This is a genomic window from Gordonia sp. i37, from assembly GCF_002043085.1.
GTDB lineage: Bacteria > Actinomycetota > Actinomycetes > Mycobacteriales > Mycobacteriaceae > Gordonia > Gordonia polyisoprenivorans.
Genome location: NZ_MVPX01000239.1, coordinates 22,210 through 37,457 on the forward strand (window position 1 = coordinate 22,210; position 15,248 = coordinate 37,457).

Here is a 15,248-nt window from a genome sequence, read left to right on the forward strand (position 1 = left end):
GACGTGCGCACCCATGATCACAGGGAGAGTGCGTATGACCGCGACCACCGAACCGACCAATGACCTGACGACCGAGCCCCTGCGTTCGCGCCGCAACCATTGGAACAACCAGGTCCGCAGGCACGCCTTCATGACCCCCGACCGCCCGGCGCTGCGGTTCCTGGGCCAAACCACCACCTGGCGGCAACTCGATGAGCGTTCCCGGGCCTTCGGTGCGGCGCTGGCCCGGCGTGGCGTCGGCTTCGGCGACCGCGTACTGATGGCACTGCTCAATCGCACCGAGTACGTCGAGGCGGTGTTGGGCGCCAACCTGATCGGCGCGATTCCGGTGCCGGTCAACATCCGGATGAGCCCCGCCGAGGTGGGGTACCTCATCACCGACAGTGGCGCACGGGTGATCGTCACCGAAACCCTGCTCGCGCCGCTGACCCAGGCGGCCGCCGCCTCCACCGGCGGCATCGATCACACGATCGTCGTCGGCGGCAGCGAGGTTCCCGACCACCTCGACTATGCCGACCTGATCGCCGAGGACTCCGCCGATCTCCCCGAGATCGATGTGCCCGAGGACACCGTGGCACTGATCATGTACACCTCGGGAACCACCGGAAAACCCAAGGGCGCCATGCTGACCCATCAGAACCTGCAGGCGCAGGCAGTGACAACGATCGCCGCGGCCCAGGACCATTCCGACGCCGACGTCGCCTCGGTGGTCCCACCCATCTTCCACATCGCCGGCATCGCCGCGTTCGCGCCGGTGTTCTACCGGGGAGTTCCCGCCGTGATCCACCCGCTCGGCGCGTTCGACCCCGACGACATGCTCGACACCCTCGAACGGGAGGGCACGACGTCGGTCTTCATGGTGCCGGCCCAGTGGCAGGCGGTGTGTGCCGCCCAACGTGTACGGCCGCGAAACCTCAAGTTGCGCACCATCAGTTGGGGTGCTGCACCCGCTTCGGACACGGTGCTCAACGCGATGAACGAGTCGTTCCCGCAGGCGCTGAACATGACGGCTTTCGGGCAGACCGAGATGTCGCCGGTCACGTGCGTCCTCGAGGGCAAGGACGCGCTGCGCAAGATCGGGTCGATCGGCAAGGTGGTGCCCGCGGTGACCGCCCGGATCGTCGATCCGATGATGAACGACGTCGCCCCCGGCGAGGTCGGCGAGATCGTCTACCGCGGACCCAATCTGATGAAGGGGTACTGGCAGAACCCGCAGGCAACCGCGGATGCCTTCCGCGGCGGCTGGTTTCACTCCGGAGACCTCGTCCGTCAGGACGAGGACGGCTTCCTCTTTGTCGTCGACCGGGCCAAGGACATGATCATCTCCGGCGGTGAGAACGTGTACTGCGCGGAGGTGGAGAACGTGCTCTACGGCCATGAGAAGATCGCCGAGGCCGCCGTCATCGGCCGCGCCCACGAGAAGTGGGGCGAGGTCCCGGTGGCCGTCGTCGTGCTCGCCGAGGGCGCCGACGACCTCACCCTCGACGAGCTCGAGCCCTATCTGAACGAGAACCTGGCCCGCTTCAAGCAGCCCAAGGACCTCGTCATCGTTGACGAACTACCGCGCAACGCCGGCGGCAAGGTCGTCAAACCGCGCCTGCGTGAGGCCTACGGCAGCAAGGACACCGGCCTGCACTGACCACCGGCTCCTCCGGCGAGCGGGTGGTCAGCCGGCGTAGTCGTAGAAGCCCTTGCCGCTCTTCTTGCCGAGATAGCCGGCCTCGACCATGCGCGAGAGCAGCGGCGGCGGCGCGAGGTGCGGCTCGCGGAACTCCTGATAGAGCGATTCGGCCACGTCGAGAACGACGTCGAGACCGACGGTGTCGCTCAGCGTCAGCGGGCCCATCGGGTGAGCGCAGCCGTTGACCATGCCGGCGTCGATGTCCTCCTTGGAGGCGTAGCCGCTCTCGTACATGCGGATGGCGCTCACCAGGTACGGGATCAGCAGGGCGTTGACGACGAAGCCGCCGCGATCACCGGCCGCGATCGTGCGCTTGCCCAGGTGATCGCGGGCGTAGACGGTGACGGTCTCGATGGCCTGCGGTGAGCTCGCGAGACTCGAGATGATCTCGACCAGGGGCATCACCGGAACCGGATTGAAGAAGTGGACGCCCACCACGCGCGAGGGGTCGGCGACGTCCTTGGCGATCCGGATGATGGGGATCGACGAGGTGTTGGTGGCCAGGATCGCCTCGGGCGCGGTGACCTTGTCGAGTTCGGCGAAGAAGCCGACCTTGAGCGACTCGACCTCGGGAAGCGCTTCGATCACCAGCTCACGATCCGCGAAATCGCCGACGGTGGTCGTCAGGGTCAGTCGGGACAGTGCCGCGGTGGCATCGTCCTCGGAGATCTTGCCCTTGCTGACGCCACGGCCCAGAGACTTCTCGATGCGGGCGCGTGCCGCATCGGCGGCGGTGTCGTCGCGCTCGAGTACGAGTACGTCATCGCCGGCGCGAATCGCGACCTCCGCGATCCCCGCACCCATGGTGCCGCCGCCGACCACTCCGAGCTGTGTCATGAAAACCTCCACGTAGGCAGTAGTGAACCGACGCCAAGCGTAGTGCGATGCGCGCCGGCGCAACGGGCACCCTGCTTCATGCGTCGTGTGGCGGGCGCTGGCAAGCTGGGGGAGGCACCGCCGGAGGAATCGAGCAGAGGGAGAGTGCACCGTGGCCACCGTGTCGTACGTCATCGCAGGTTCCGAGGCAACCGGGGGCGCGGGATTGCAGGCAGATCTGCGCACATTCACCCAGCTCGGCACCTACGGCGTCGGGACCATCACGTGCATCGTCTCCTTCGATCCGAAAGCCGGATGGGGACACCGCTTCGTGCCGATCGCCGCACCGGTCATCGCCGACCAGATCGAGGCGGCGACCATTGCTCATGAGCCCGAGGTCGTCAAGATCGGGATGTTGGGCACCCCGGAGACGATCACCACCGTCGCCGAGGGCTTGCGGGCCCGACCCTGGCGACACGTCGTTGTCGACCCGGTCCTGATCTGCAAGGGTCAAGAACCCGGAGCCGCCCTCGACACCGACAACGCGCTACGGGAACACATCCTGCCGCTGGCCACCGTCGTGACCCCCAACCTGTTCGAGGCAGCGACACTGGCCGGGATGGACGAACTCGCCGACGTCGAGGATCTCGCCGAGGCGGCCCGGCGGATCGCCGATCAGGGTCCGGCGGTGGTCATCGTCAAGGGTGGCGTGGGTCTACCCGGCGACGACGCCGTCGATGTGGTCTACGACGGTTCGGAGATCACCGTGCTGCGCGCGCCCAAGGTCGGCGAGGAGCGGGTGTCAGGTGCCGGCTGCGTCTTCGCCGCGGCGACCACGGCCGAATTGGCCAAGGGCGCAGACGTTCTCGACGCGATTCACACCGCCAAGGAGTTCACTCACGCCGGGATCGAAACCCGGATCTCCTCGACCGCCCCGTTCGACGCGGTCTGTCCACGGCTCTAGTCGGCCGGCCGGTGACCCCGAATCTCCGATTCCTCCCATGGAACGGATCGGCCGATTAGTCTCATCGCATGCATTGTGTGGTGATCGGTGGCGGATTGGCGGGACTGGCGTCGTCGGTGTGGCTGAGTGAGGCCGGACACCGGGTGACCCTGCTCGAACGCCGGGGATCGCTGGGCGGACGAACGATCTCGATGCCGGTCGCCGCGGTCGACGACGTCCCGGACAACGGTCAGCACGTCTTCGCCAGTGGCTATGAGCATCTGATGCGCTACCTCGACAGCGTCGGCACCCGTCAGCACGTGGCCTTTCCCGGCCACATGACGATCCGGATGCCCGGTGGCGCGACGCGCCGCTCGGCCTTCGGCGGGATCGCTGGGCTGCGTGCGGCACTGGGTGATCTGCCGGGCGTGCGCGGACTCGACCGGCTCCGGACCGCGCGTGCGCAAGCGCTGCTGATCCGGCAGGCGCTGCGCCAACCCGAGTGGCTCGATCAGATCACCGCCGACGAATGGTTCCGCCGACTGCGGATGCCCACGTCTGCGCGAGAGGCGTCGTGGGACGGCATCGTCATCGGTCTGACCGGCGACAAGCCGGACATCTCCTCGGCCAAGGTGCCCGCCGACCTCCTGGTGACCGGTATCCGCAGGGCGCGGGAAACCCGGACGCCGATCTCCATCGGTTATCCGACGGTGGATCTCGACACCCTGTTCGTCACCGGTGCACAGAAGGTCTTCGGCGATGCCGGCGTCGAGGTCCGCCATCGCGCGGTGGTCCGGACGGTCGAGATCGTCGACGAGGCCGTCACCGGGGTCACGCTCACCGATGGCGAGTTCCTCTCGGCGGACGCGGTCATCTGCGCGGTCCCGGTGTGGAGTATCGGCAGCCTGCTCGATCAAATGCCCGGTCACGACGAGATCCATTCGGCGAGCCGGCATTTGACGCCAGTGCCCATCGTCAGCGTCAACCTCTACCTGGATCGCCCCATCGGCATGGACGATTGGGGTGAGATCCTGCTCGGTGGCGAGGGCGTCCTCGAACAGGTGTGGGATCGCCAACGGATGCACGGTCGGGATGCGGCGCGCGGCTATCTGTATTCGACCACCGTCTCGGCAGCCTACGATCTCATCGGCAAGTCCAATGCCGACATCACCGACCTCCAGATGCAGATGCTGCGGCGTTACTACCCGGGCGCCCGGCGCGCCGAACTGATCCTCGGGCACGTGGTGCGGATGCCGAAATCGACGTTCGCCCAACGGCCCGGGACCGCCGACATCCGGCCCGATCAACGCACGTCGGTGCGCGGTCTGGCGTTGGCGGGGGACTGGACGCGCACCGATTGGACGACGACCATGGAGGGCGCATGCCAAAGCGCCGCCCGCGCAGTGGATGTGATTCTCGAACTCGCCGGATCGCACTGACCCGCCCCGCGCGCGGATCGGTCGGTGCACTGTCAGCTGTCGGGGTCGCTTCCCGATCCGTCGCCGCCCGATCCGTCGCTGCCCGATCGATCGCTGCCGGCTTGGTCGTCGGGGGATTCCTCGTCACCGGATCGGCTGTCGGCGGAGCGTTTGTCGAATCGCACCTGGATCTCCTGAAAACCTTTGTGCCGCTGCGCCTTGGCTTGTGCCACGTAGGCCGCCTTGTCGCCGGAGGTGAGCACCACGTTGTCGGTGAAGGGGGTGAGCATCGAGCGGGGATAGAGCTTGTCGACCCGCACGGCGTTGGCCTCGAGGCAGAACACGACGAGAATCGCCGCGATGTAGAGAAAGGCGAGCAGACCCAGCACCACGGCGAACACACCTGTCGTCGCACTCGCGTTGGCGATGACATGTTGGACGTAGATGCTGCCGAAGCTCTGCAGAGCCTGCCATCCGATCGCGGCGGCGATCGCGCCGGGCAGCACGTCTCGGACACCGAGCTCACGCACCGTACCGATGCGGAAAGCCACCACGAACAGGACCGCGGTCAACACCAGTGATCCCGCGATCGACAGCCATTTCCCCGTGGTGCCGAGATCGACGGCCGCGATCGCGCCGTTGACCACGGTCAACCCGATGATCGCGGTTCCCACCGTCGACAGCAGCAGCATTCCGCGCAAACGCACGCGGATCGGATCGGGACGGTCGTTGCGTGGCACCGCCCACACGACGTTCATCGCGTTCTGAATGGCCACGGCGACGCCCAGCCCACCGTAGAGGGCGCCGACCACACCGATCGTCACCGCGACCGTCCCTCCGCTGAGCTGCCCCGGCTGACCGAGCTCGGAACCGATCACCGGGATCTGCGACATCGCCGAGTCCACGATTCGCTCCCGCAGTTCGGGATTGTCGCGCAGAACGAACTCCAGCACGGTCGTCAACAGCAACAGCAGCGGAAACAGCGAGATGAAACCGTAGTAGGCGAGCAGTGCCGCGAGGTAGCCACCCTGATCGTCGAAGAACTTGTACGCCACCGCGAGGGGATAGCCGCTCAGCGGATGGCGACGCTGGAAACGGTCGATACCGGCGCTCAACGACATCGCACTCCACCTCGCTCGACTGTTCCGGCTCTCATCACTTCGCCCACGATCATCACCGACGGCACGGCAACGGCGACGGAGGACGGGCGAACGACGGCGTGTTGGCCCGTCAGGCCCCGAGCACGGTCGCCACGTATTGACAACATACAACCAACTGGTTGTATATTGAAGGAGTGATCGAGGACGACGAGGACCGCGCCGATGCGATGTTCCACGCCTTGGCCGACCGCACCCGCCGCGACATCATGCGACGGGTACTCGCCGGCGAACACTCGGTCTCGGCGCTCGCGGCGAACTACGACATGAGTTTCGCCGCAGTGCAAAAGCACGTTGCCGTGCTCGAACGAGCGGGGCTGCTGACCAAGCGACGCCACGGTCGCGAGCAATTGGCCACCGGTGACGTGCACGCGGTGCGCTCGGTGGCGACGATGCTGACCGACCTCGAACAGATCTGGCGCGGCCGGATCGGGCGGATCGATGACCTCATCGCCGACACCGCGGACAGAGAAGTACACACCAATGACACCGAAGTTGTTCGACACCAGGAGGATTGACCCATGCCCGTCACCGACGTCACCCACGACCTCGATTCCCGAACACTGACCATCACCGCGGAGTTCGCCGCCCCACCGTCGCGGATCTGGCAGATCTACGCCGATCCCCGTCAGCTGGAACGTATCTGGGGTCCGCCGAGCCATCCGGCCACCTTCGTCGACCACGATTTCACGCCCGGCGGACGGGTCACGTATTTCATGACCGGACCGGAGGGGGAGAAGTACGCCGGTTACTGGATCATCGATTCCCTCGACGAACCGCACGGATTCACCTTCCGCGACGGATTCGCCGACGAGGACTTCACCCCGGTGGACTCGTTGCCGGTCTCGGTCAACGAGTACAGCTTCGCCGAGAAGGACGGTCGTACCGTGGCGACCTTCCTGAGCACATACGAGACCGCCGAGGCGTTGCAGAAGGTCCTCGACATGGGCGTCGTCGAAGGGGCTTCGGGGGCGATCAATCAGATCGACGATTTCCTCGTCGCCAAGTAGTGGGACGCGTCGCATCGAGCATCGCGCACACCTGCTCGTCGGTGAGTTGGGCGAAATCGTCGTAAGCGCCGCCCACACCGCGAAAGTGCTGTGGGGTCATCGGACAGATCACGACATCGGCCTCGGGGAAGTCGCGGGCGACACCTTCGGGGCCGACCGGGACGGCGACGATCAGCTCGGCCGCGCCCTGGCGGCGCAGCGTGCTCAGGGCGGCGCGCATCGTTGCGCCGGTGGCGACGCCGTCGTCGACGAGCACGACCGTCCTGCCCGCCACGTCCACCATGGGCGCACCCCCGCGATAGACGCGCTCTCGGCGGCCGAGTTCTTTTGTCTCCTTGGCGATCACCGCATCGAGATCGCGCGAGGTGGTGTGGGTGCGCGCGATGATCTCGTCGTTGGTGACGATCGTCGAATCGGCGGCGATCGCGCCGGCGGCCAGCTCGGGTTGTCCGGGAACCCCCAGTTTGCGGACCAGGCAGATGTCGAACGGACACCCGAGGTCGGCGGCCACCGGAAGCCCGACGGGGACCCCTCCGCGCGGCAGTGCCAACACCACGAGACCGGTGCGCCCGCGCAGGTGTGACAGCGACGCGCACAAGCGGCGGCCGGCGTCGGTGCGGTCACGGTACGGGCGGGCGGATGTCATCGTCCCCAGCATCCACCCGCAGCGCCCCGGCGTCCGTCGAACCGGCCGAAATGACCGCAGGCGCAGCGCAGGATGTAACGATGGACGGTGGTGTCGACACGGGTCGGCGCCGGTGACCAGAGGAGCGTGGCCATGACGACGATCACCCGATTGCCTTCCGATCTGTCGCGGCTCGGGCGCGAATTCGACATGCTCGACACCATCGTGACGATGATGGGCGATGAGCGTTTCGAGGCGTCGGCCGACAATGGACTGCCGCGCCGCGAGGTGATCGCACGACTGACGCACTCGGGTGTCGAGCTGTCCGCGGCGGTATGGGCCGCCCTCGACTCACCGCGCACCGCTGCGCAGCCCGGCACCCACGCCACGGGCGCTGGTGAGAGTCCGGATGAGGTGCGTCGGCGACTGCGGGAGTCCCAGCGTGTGTTCCTCGACGCCGCAACACATCTCGAGGAGTGCTCGCCCGATGCGGTGATCAACTGTCGCGGCGTCGACCTGCGACCGCGGGACGTGGTACCTCAGCGCATCGCAGACATCGTCCTCGCCAACGACGCCGTCAGCTCGGTGTGGACGCTCGATGAGGCCGATCCCGACTCGGTGCTCGATGCGCTCGACGCCATGGTGCGCCGCCTCGAGATCTGCGCCGATGTCGCGCCCCTGACGATCACCACCATCGAGGGTGACGAGTGGACCGTGCACGGTGGTGGTGCACTCGTACACGGCACCCGCGAATTCGTCGCATCCTGGCTGGCGCGTGGCGCCGACGACGAGGGCTCGCTGCCTCGCGTGCCTCGGTGGGGCTGACGCCTCGTCTTCTTACGTCACTCTCCTTCTCGTGTCACCGAAGGTCGGGTAGGCCGATCGCGGCTCGTACCGTGCGGACCACACCGTTCTCGGCATTCGAGGGTGCGAGGTAGGCGGCGGCCGAGAGGATCTCGGGATGGGCATTGGCCATGGCATAGGAATACTCGGCGGTGCCGAGCATGGCCAGATCGTTGAGATAATCGCCGAAAACCATGGTCTGGGCGGGGGTGATCCCCAGTCGCTGCTGCACGGCGCGCACCGCCACCGCCTTGTCCACCCCCGGGGCCATCACGTCGAGCCAGTTGCGGCCCGAGACGACCACCTGCATCGCGCCCTCGAGCGAGGTCATCCGTGGCGCGGTGTCCTTCTCGACGTCGACGAAATCGTAGACCGCGACCTTGACGAAGGGGCCATCGACACGGCGGAGATCCTCGACGATCTCATGCGAGTGATAGTAGGGACGCACCTGTGCGAGAAAGGGGTCATCGGATCGCTCGACGAACGCGGTATCGGGTCCGCACAACACCACGCCCAGGTCGATCCCCGCTGTCGCGAGTTCCTGCGCCGCATCGAGGACCTCGCGCACCGCGGACGCGTCCAGTGGTGTGACACTGAGCTTTTCGGACCCTCGCGCAACCACCGCACCGTTCTCCGCGATCACCACCAGCTCGGGTAGGGCGTGACCGAGTTGATCGAGCAACGTTGCCGCCTGCCGCCCGCTCGCCGGGCTGAAGACGATACCGCGGCGATCGAGATCGGTGAGCAACGGCCACAGCGACTCCGGGATGCGCTTGTGCTCGTCGAGAAGTGTGCCGTCCATGTCGGTGACCACCAGCCGGAGGTCGGTGGGCACCGGCGGAAGGTTCGTCGTCACTCGCTCCGGCGAGGCCATGTCGTCTCCGGTCACGCGATACGGTAACCCGCGCCCGGCCGGCGGGCCAAGGCGATAGTGGGTGAGCCTTGCACGGTCGGGGCGGACTGGGCTGCGCCCCAATCGGTTCGACCGGTCGGGGCGCAGCATCCACGCTCGGTCTACGACGCCGGAACGACCTTGCCGTCCACCGTGACCTCGACCTTGTCGGTCGCGGAGTCCCAGGTGATCTTGCCGTGTTCGAAGGTGGAGGTCCGAAGCGTGCCGGACTCGGTCTCATCGCTCGTTGCGGTACCGAGCGGCCCCTGCGAGCCACCCTTCCCGTCGGTGGCCGGTTGACCGGCGGCGTCGCGCGGCACATTCCACGCGTCGCGGATCTTGCCCCACGTGATATACGCCGGCGTACCGGCCTCGGCGTTCTTGGCGGTGATGACCCCGCCGTCGAACTGCTGGAACACCACGCCGTTGGCGCCCGTTCCGGACGCGTCCGCCCCTGTCTTCGGCTTACCCAGGTCGGTCTTCTGTTTGGCGGTCGCGGCCTCGTACTTCGTCGCGATGGGTCCGGTCAGGGTGACCGTCGTGCCGTCGGCTGCGGTCAGTGCGACCGAGGCGCCCTGCGCCTGGGCACCACTGGAGGCGGACGCGCTGCCCTCGGCCATCATCGACGATGCGGCCGACGACGAGGATGTCGCCGAATCGCTGTTGTCGTCACTACATCCTGCTGCGGTCAACACAGCCACGGACACCGCGGCGACACCGACTGCCATTCGCATGGTCTTCTTCATGATTTCCCTTCGGTTCTCACTGTTCTCGGCCAAGCGGATGGGCCCATCGAAAACGACCCATTCGGCAGGCTAACGAAGTTGTCATCATGAATCCAGGGTTCGCGAAGAACAGCATCCGGCGTGTCGACGCCGCGATCATCCGGACCCCCGTGCTCGAAGCGGTGGCGCCCGGACGCATTACGCTCGTCTGCACCACCCGAGGAAAGGACGTCGCACGCGTGGCGAAACGACCACAGATCGAGACCCTGACCCTGACCTCCGCGGAGGTGGGCGATGCCCACCAACTCGAACCGTATGCGTCTGTCGAACTCGTCCGGCTCACCGACGTCGACCTCTCCGGCCGTGACCTGAGCGGGCTCGAACTGTCCAGGTGCCGGCTGACCTCGGTGTCGCTGGACGACACCGATCTGACCGGCGCCCGACTTGTCGAGACCCGGCTCGAGGGAATCAACGCGCCACGGATGTCAATGCCGCGCAGCTTCATACGGCAGGTCGAGATCTGCGCGAGCCGCGTCGGGGCACTCGATCTCTTCGAATCCCGGATTCGGTCACTGGTGGTCGATTCGGCGAAGATCGAGCTGGCCAATTTCCGCGGCAGCGACGTCCGGGACGTGCTGTTCCGGGGGTGCATCATCGGCGAACTCGACCTCGTCGACGCCACCGTTGCGCGTATGGCATTCGAGGACTGCACGGTGACGACACTCGATGTCCATCAGGCGACGCTGTCCGACGTCGACCTACGCGGACTCGACATCGGTACGATCCATCACCTCGACGGGCTGCGGGGATGCACCATCGACGGCGAGCAGGCTCTCGGGCTCACCGGACACTTCGCGGCGCACCTCGGCATCGTCATCGACTGACGCACTCGGGTGATACCGTGGCTGCCCGTGCACGGCGACCTCGGGGGAGACCAGTGAGCCATCCGACACAGGGCAATCCACCGGACCCGAATCAGCAGCCTGATCATCAACACTCCGGCTTCGTGCCGCCCGGCTACCAGCAACCGGGCTATCAACAACCGGGGTACCAACAACCAGGGTTCCAACAACCGGGGTTCCAACAATCGGAGTATCCGACCCAACCACATTGGTACCCGGGTGCCGTGCCACCGGGTTCGGCGTATCCGGGTCACCCCATGGCGCAGCAACCACAAGCTTGGGACGCCGGAACGCCGGGCGGACCCGGCGGGCCGCCGCGCGGTGGGGGCAGCGGCAAGGCACTCGCGGTCATCGCGGCGGGAGTGATCCTGATCGTCGTCGTGGCCGTCGCTGCGGTGGTGCTGGTGGTGCGCTCCACGCATGACGGTCACGACACCTCCGCAAGCGCAGCGCAGTCGTCGTCGGTACTCCCGAGCACCACCACTCCCACGCCGTCCGGGTCTCCTTCGACAACGGCTCCGGCAGCTGCGCAATGTCCGCCGGCCACCGCCGCCCCCGATACCCCCGCCGGATGGCGCACCGTCGCAGGCAAACGCGGTCTGGCCTATGACGTCCCACCCAACTGGACGGTGGCGAGCTGCGGCACACTCGTCGGCTGGGAGAAGCGGTGCAACGACGGTCCTTTCGGCTATTGCGCGATCCGCACCATGAGCGGTGCGGCCACCCTCGACGCACCCGGCTGTGGCGACAACTCGGTCGGGGTCTCCGGATTGCCGGGCGCGTCGAACACCACCGACATCAACGAGGCTGTACGTGACGAGGCGGCACTGGTGGCCGACATCTACACCTCGGACTCCGGACACGTCCCGACGGTACAGCTCAGCCCACCCCGACAACTCACCGTCGGCGGGGCACCCGCTGTCCAGGTCGTCGCATCGGTGAGCAACATCGCGACCTCGAACTGTGTCGGCCCCACCGCCATTCATTCCATGGTGGCCACGACGGTGCCCGGACAGCAGGGGTGCGTGCTCTTCGTCATCTCGGCTCCGCAGGGCGTTCCCGACGCGGTTAGTCCCGCCGTCGTCACCGAGATGGTCTCGACGCTGCGCCGGGCGAGCTGAGCGGTGTGTTCACCGACCACCGGCGGTGTGGAAGTCGTACGCCGACTCGGCATGTTGTGCGTCGTCGATGCCGTCGACCTCGTGCTGGCGATCGGCGCGTAGACCCATCGTGTACTTGAGTGCGAGACCGATGATCCCGGTGACGACGACGGCGTAGGACAGTACCGCCACCACAGCCACCGCCTGGCGCCACAACTGATCGAATCCGCCCCCGTAGAACAGCCCGTCCACGCCGGCCGGTGCAGAGCTCGAGGCGACCAGGCCGATCATCAGGGTGCCGACGACACCACTGACGAAATGCACCCCGACCACGTCCAGGGAATCGTCATAGCGCCAGCGGAATTTCAGTTCGATGGCGTACGAGCTGAGCGCACCGGCGACCGCACCGATCGCCAGCGCTCCGAGTGGTGTCACCGCCGAACACGAGGGCGTGATCGCCACCAGGCCGGCGATCACCCCGGAGGCCGCACCAAAAGAGGTGGGGCGGCCATGCCGGGCGTATTCGACGACGAGCCACGACACCATCGACGCCGCGCCCGCCCCGAGGGTGTTGACCGCGATGATCGCCGCGGACCCGTTGGCCGCCAAGGCCGATCCGGCGTTGAACCCGAACCAGCCGAACCACAACAGGCCGGCACCGAGCATGACGAACGGCAGATTGTGCGGGCGCATCGGATCCTTGGGCCAGCCGCGCCGCCGCCCCAGGAGGATGGCGAGCACCAGCGCCGACGCACCCGAGTTGATCTCGACCGCGGTGCCACCGGCGAAGTCGATGGCCTTGAGGTGGGCGACGATCCAGCCACCGTGCTCTTCGGTCAATCCGGGTGCACTGAACACCCAGTGCGCGATCGGGATGTACACCAGCAGCGACCAAATGGTCGCGAACACCACCCACGAGACGAAGCGCATCCGGTCGGCGACCGCACCGGCGATCAGGGCCACGGTGACCATCGCGAACCCGGCCTGGAAGGCGACGAACAGAATCGCGGGAATGGTGCCGACGAGCGGGATCGTCGTCGGATGTGCCGCATCATGGCCGAAGGTGTGTTCGAGGCCCGGGAACGAGCCGAAACTCCCGATCAGTCCTGCGTGATCGTCACCGAAGGCCAGCGAGTACCCGACGACGACCCACAGAATCCAGACGATGGGGATCGCCGACAGACACATCATCATCATGTTCAGGACACTCTTGGAGCGGACCATCCCGCCGTAGAACAGTGCGAGAGCGGGTGTCATGAGCAGGACGAGCGCGAATGCCACCAGCATCCACGCCGTGTCGGCACCGTCGGGAATACCGTACTTGGGGAACATGGCCGCCTTCCGTTGCGTCCGGGCGACGAAAGTCTATCGGCTCAATATTCTTCGGCAGCAGGGGATTCGACCATCGACCCAAACCGGCATTACGGACTTTCGGGGCGCCGTCACACCACGTCGTCGACGACCTGGCCCGCCTCCACCCGCCACCGGCGATCGAGGCGGACGGTCGCGATCATCCGCCGGTCGTGGGTCACCAACAGCAACGCCCCGTCATAGGCGTCGAGCGCCTTCTCCAACTGTTCGATCGCGGGCAGGTCGAGATGGTTGGTCGGTTCGTCGAGTACCAGCACGTTGGTGCCCCGCGCCTGCAGGAGCGCCATCGCGGCCCGGGTTCGTTCACCGGGGGAGAGCTCGGTGGCCGGGCGTTCGACGTGGCCGGCCCGTAACCCGAATTTCGCCACCAGCGTTCGGATCTCGGCCACCGAGAAGTCCGGCAACAACTCTTCGAAGCGCTCGACGAGCGCACTGCTGCCCCCACCGAGCTGGGCGCGCGCCTGGTCGATCTCACCGACCGCCACACTCGCGCCCAGCGACGCCCGCCCGGAGTCGGGTTCGACGCGGCCGAGCAGCGCGCGCAGCAGGGTGGATTTGCCCGCCCCATTGGGACCGACGATGCCGATTCGTTCGCCGGCGTCGACCTGCAGCGAGACCGGGCCGAGGACGAAATCACCCTGCCGGACCACGACCTCGTCCAAGGTGGCGACCACCGAACTCGACCGCGGTGCCGACCCGATGGAGAAGTCGAGGATCCACTCCTTGCGCGGCTCGGCGACCTCCTCGAGGCGTGCGATGCGGCTCTCCATCTGCCGTACCTTCTGGGCTTGCTTCTCGCTGGAATCGGCGGCCGCCTTGCGGCGCAGCTTGTCGTTGTCGGGCGCCTTCTTGATCGCATTGCGCACACCGTGACTCGACCACTCCCGCTGAACACGCGCACGGGCGACGAGATCGGCCTTCTTGTCGGCGAATTCGTCATAGGCCTCGCGCTTATGGCGGCGCAGTACCTCGCGTTCCTCGAGGTAGGCGTCGTAGCCGCCACCGTAAATCGTGGTGGTGTGTTGCGCGAGGTCGAGTTCGAGAACTCGGGTCACCGTGCGCGCCAGGAATTCTCGGTCATGACTGACGAGAACGACCGCAGCGCGCAGGCCGTCGACGAAGGTTTCCAGACGTTCGATTCCGTCGAGGTCGAGATCGTTGGTCGGTTCGTCGAGGAGCACGATGTCAAAGCGTGACGCCAGCAGGGCGGCGAGTCCGACTCGCGCCGCCTGTCCGCCGGACAGTGAGGTCATCAGCGTGGACCCGGGGTCGAGGTCCCCGGTGTGCCCGGCGCCGCGCAGACCCAGGTCGGCCAGGATCGCCGGTAGTCGCTCGTCGAGGTCTGCGGCTCCGGTGGCCAACCAATGATCCAGTGCCGCAGCGTAAGTGTCGGCGGGATCGGGTGCACCGGGAGGCCGAGTCGACGACAACATCTCGGCGGCCGTATTCATCGCCTCGGTCGCCTGCGCACATCCCGTGCGGCGCGCCACATACTGCGCGACGGTCTCGCCCGGAACGCGTACATGCTCCTGCGGCAGCCATCCGACGAAACCATCGGCCGGCGCCAAGGACACCTCACCCCCGAGTGGACCGAGATCCCCGGCAAGGATCCGCAGCAGCGTCGTCTTGCCGGCACCGTTGGCGCCGACCACACCCACCACGTCGCCGGGCGCCACGGTGAGATCGAGTCCCTCGAACAGGGTGCGGGGGCCGTGGCCACCGGCGAGGTCCTTGGCGACGAGAGTTGCGGTCATGCCCTCATGAT

At 66.8% G+C, this 15,248-nt stretch carries 15 protein-coding genes; 8 read left to right on the top strand and 7 right to left on the bottom strand.

Going from position 1 to position 15,248, the window contains the following annotated elements:
• The first annotated feature begins 34 nt into the window (after nt 1-34).
• Entirely contained in the window at nt 35-1,639 is a 1,605-nt protein-coding gene (gene fadD5, locus B1964_RS10940; RefSeq protein WP_079929750.1) for a fatty-acid--CoA ligase FadD5, read from the top strand.
• Between the two features lie 27 nt (nt 1,640-1,666).
• On the opposite strand, the gene B1964_RS10945 is transcribed toward fadD5, so the two are convergent.
• A complete protein-coding gene (locus B1964_RS10945; protein WP_014360089.1) occupies nt 1,667-2,518 on the bottom strand; it encodes a 3-hydroxybutyryl-CoA dehydrogenase in 852 nt (283 codons plus the stop codon).
• 151 nt (nt 2,519-2,669) lie between these two features.
• On the opposite strand from B1964_RS10945, the gene B1964_RS10950 reads away from it, so the two are divergent.
• Nucleotides 2,670-3,461, top strand: a complete 792-nt coding sequence (locus tag B1964_RS10950; RefSeq protein WP_020171283.1) for a hydroxymethylpyrimidine/phosphomethylpyrimidine kinase — start codon at nt 2,670-2,672, stop codon at nt 3,459-3,461.
• Nucleotides 3,462-3,529: 68 nt separating this feature from the next.
• A complete protein-coding gene (locus tag B1964_RS10955; RefSeq protein ID WP_020171282.1) occupies nt 3,530-4,879 on the top strand; it encodes an FAD-dependent oxidoreductase in 1,350 nt (449 codons plus the stop codon).
• Nucleotides 4,880-4,911: 32 nt separating this feature from the next.
• On the opposite strand, the gene B1964_RS10960 is transcribed toward B1964_RS10955, so the two are convergent.
• Nucleotides 4,912-5,979, bottom strand: a complete 1,068-nt coding sequence (locus B1964_RS10960; protein ID WP_014360092.1) for a YihY/virulence factor BrkB family protein — start codon at nt 5,977-5,979, stop codon at nt 4,912-4,914.
• 173 nt (nt 5,980-6,152) lie between these two features.
• Here B1964_RS10960 and B1964_RS10965 point away from each other — a divergent pair, with 173 nt between their 5' ends.
• Together B1964_RS10965 and B1964_RS10970 are read left to right on the top strand one after the other, a co-directional pair.
• Nucleotides 6,153-6,533: a metalloregulator ArsR/SmtB family transcription factor gene (locus B1964_RS10965; protein WP_020171281.1), complete on the top strand. Its 381-nt coding sequence runs from the start codon at nt 6,153-6,155 to the stop codon at nt 6,531-6,533.
• Nucleotides 6,534-6,536: 3 nt separating this feature from the next.
• Entirely contained in the window at nt 6,537-7,025 is a 489-nt protein-coding gene (locus B1964_RS10970; RefSeq protein WP_006372999.1) for an SRPBCC domain-containing protein, read from the top strand.
• Here B1964_RS10970 and B1964_RS10975 read toward each other — a convergent pair.
• Nucleotides 6,991-7,683, bottom strand: a complete 693-nt coding sequence (locus B1964_RS10975) for a phosphoribosyltransferase (protein ID WP_014360095.1) — start codon at nt 7,681-7,683, stop codon at nt 6,991-6,993. The genes B1964_RS10970 and B1964_RS10975 overlap by 35 nt on opposite strands.
• Before the next feature lie 120 nt (nt 7,684-7,803).
• On the opposite strand from B1964_RS10975, the gene B1964_RS10980 reads away from it, so the two are divergent.
• Entirely contained in the window at nt 7,804-8,475 is a 672-nt protein-coding gene (locus tag B1964_RS10980; RefSeq protein WP_026920120.1) for a hypothetical protein, read from the top strand.
• 34 nt (nt 8,476-8,509) lie between these two features.
• Here B1964_RS10980 and B1964_RS10985 read toward each other — a convergent pair whose 3' ends face one another.
• Both B1964_RS10985 and B1964_RS10990 read right to left on the bottom strand, forming a co-directional pair.
• Nucleotides 8,510-9,382 carry a Cof-type HAD-IIB family hydrolase gene (locus B1964_RS10985; protein WP_014360097.1) on the bottom strand — a complete coding sequence of 291 codons (873 nt, stop codon included), beginning with the start codon at nt 9,380-9,382 and terminating at the stop codon, nt 8,510-8,512.
• A 125-nt stretch (nt 9,383-9,507) separates the two neighbouring features.
• Entirely contained in the window at nt 9,508-10,131 is a 624-nt protein-coding gene (locus tag B1964_RS10990) for an LGFP repeat-containing protein (RefSeq protein WP_014360098.1), read from the bottom strand.
• Nucleotides 10,132-10,217: 86 nt separating this feature from the next.
• On the opposite strand from B1964_RS10990, the gene B1964_RS10995 reads away from it, so the two are divergent.
• A complete protein-coding gene (locus B1964_RS10995) occupies nt 10,218-10,994 on the top strand; it encodes a pentapeptide repeat-containing protein (RefSeq protein WP_253193955.1) in 777 nt (258 codons plus the stop codon).
• A 275-nt stretch (nt 10,995-11,269) separates the two neighbouring features.
• Nucleotides 11,270-12,133 (top strand): hypothetical protein, encoded by an 864-nt coding sequence (locus tag B1964_RS11000; RefSeq protein ID WP_079929751.1) that lies wholly within the window; start codon nt 11,270-11,272, stop codon nt 12,131-12,133.
• Between the two features lie 9 nt (nt 12,134-12,142).
• On the opposite strand, the gene B1964_RS11005 is transcribed toward B1964_RS11000, so the two are convergent.
• Nucleotides 12,143-13,444, bottom strand: coding sequence for an ammonium transporter (locus tag B1964_RS11005; RefSeq protein WP_014360101.1), 1,302 nt, complete (start codon nt 13,442-13,444; stop codon nt 12,143-12,145).
• 110 nt (nt 13,445-13,554) lie between these two features.
• Nucleotides 13,555-15,237 (bottom strand): ABC-F family ATP-binding cassette domain-containing protein, encoded by a 1,683-nt coding sequence (locus tag B1964_RS11010; RefSeq protein WP_079929780.1) that lies wholly within the window; start codon nt 15,235-15,237, stop codon nt 13,555-13,557.
• Nucleotides 15,238-15,248 lie beyond the last annotated feature (11 nt).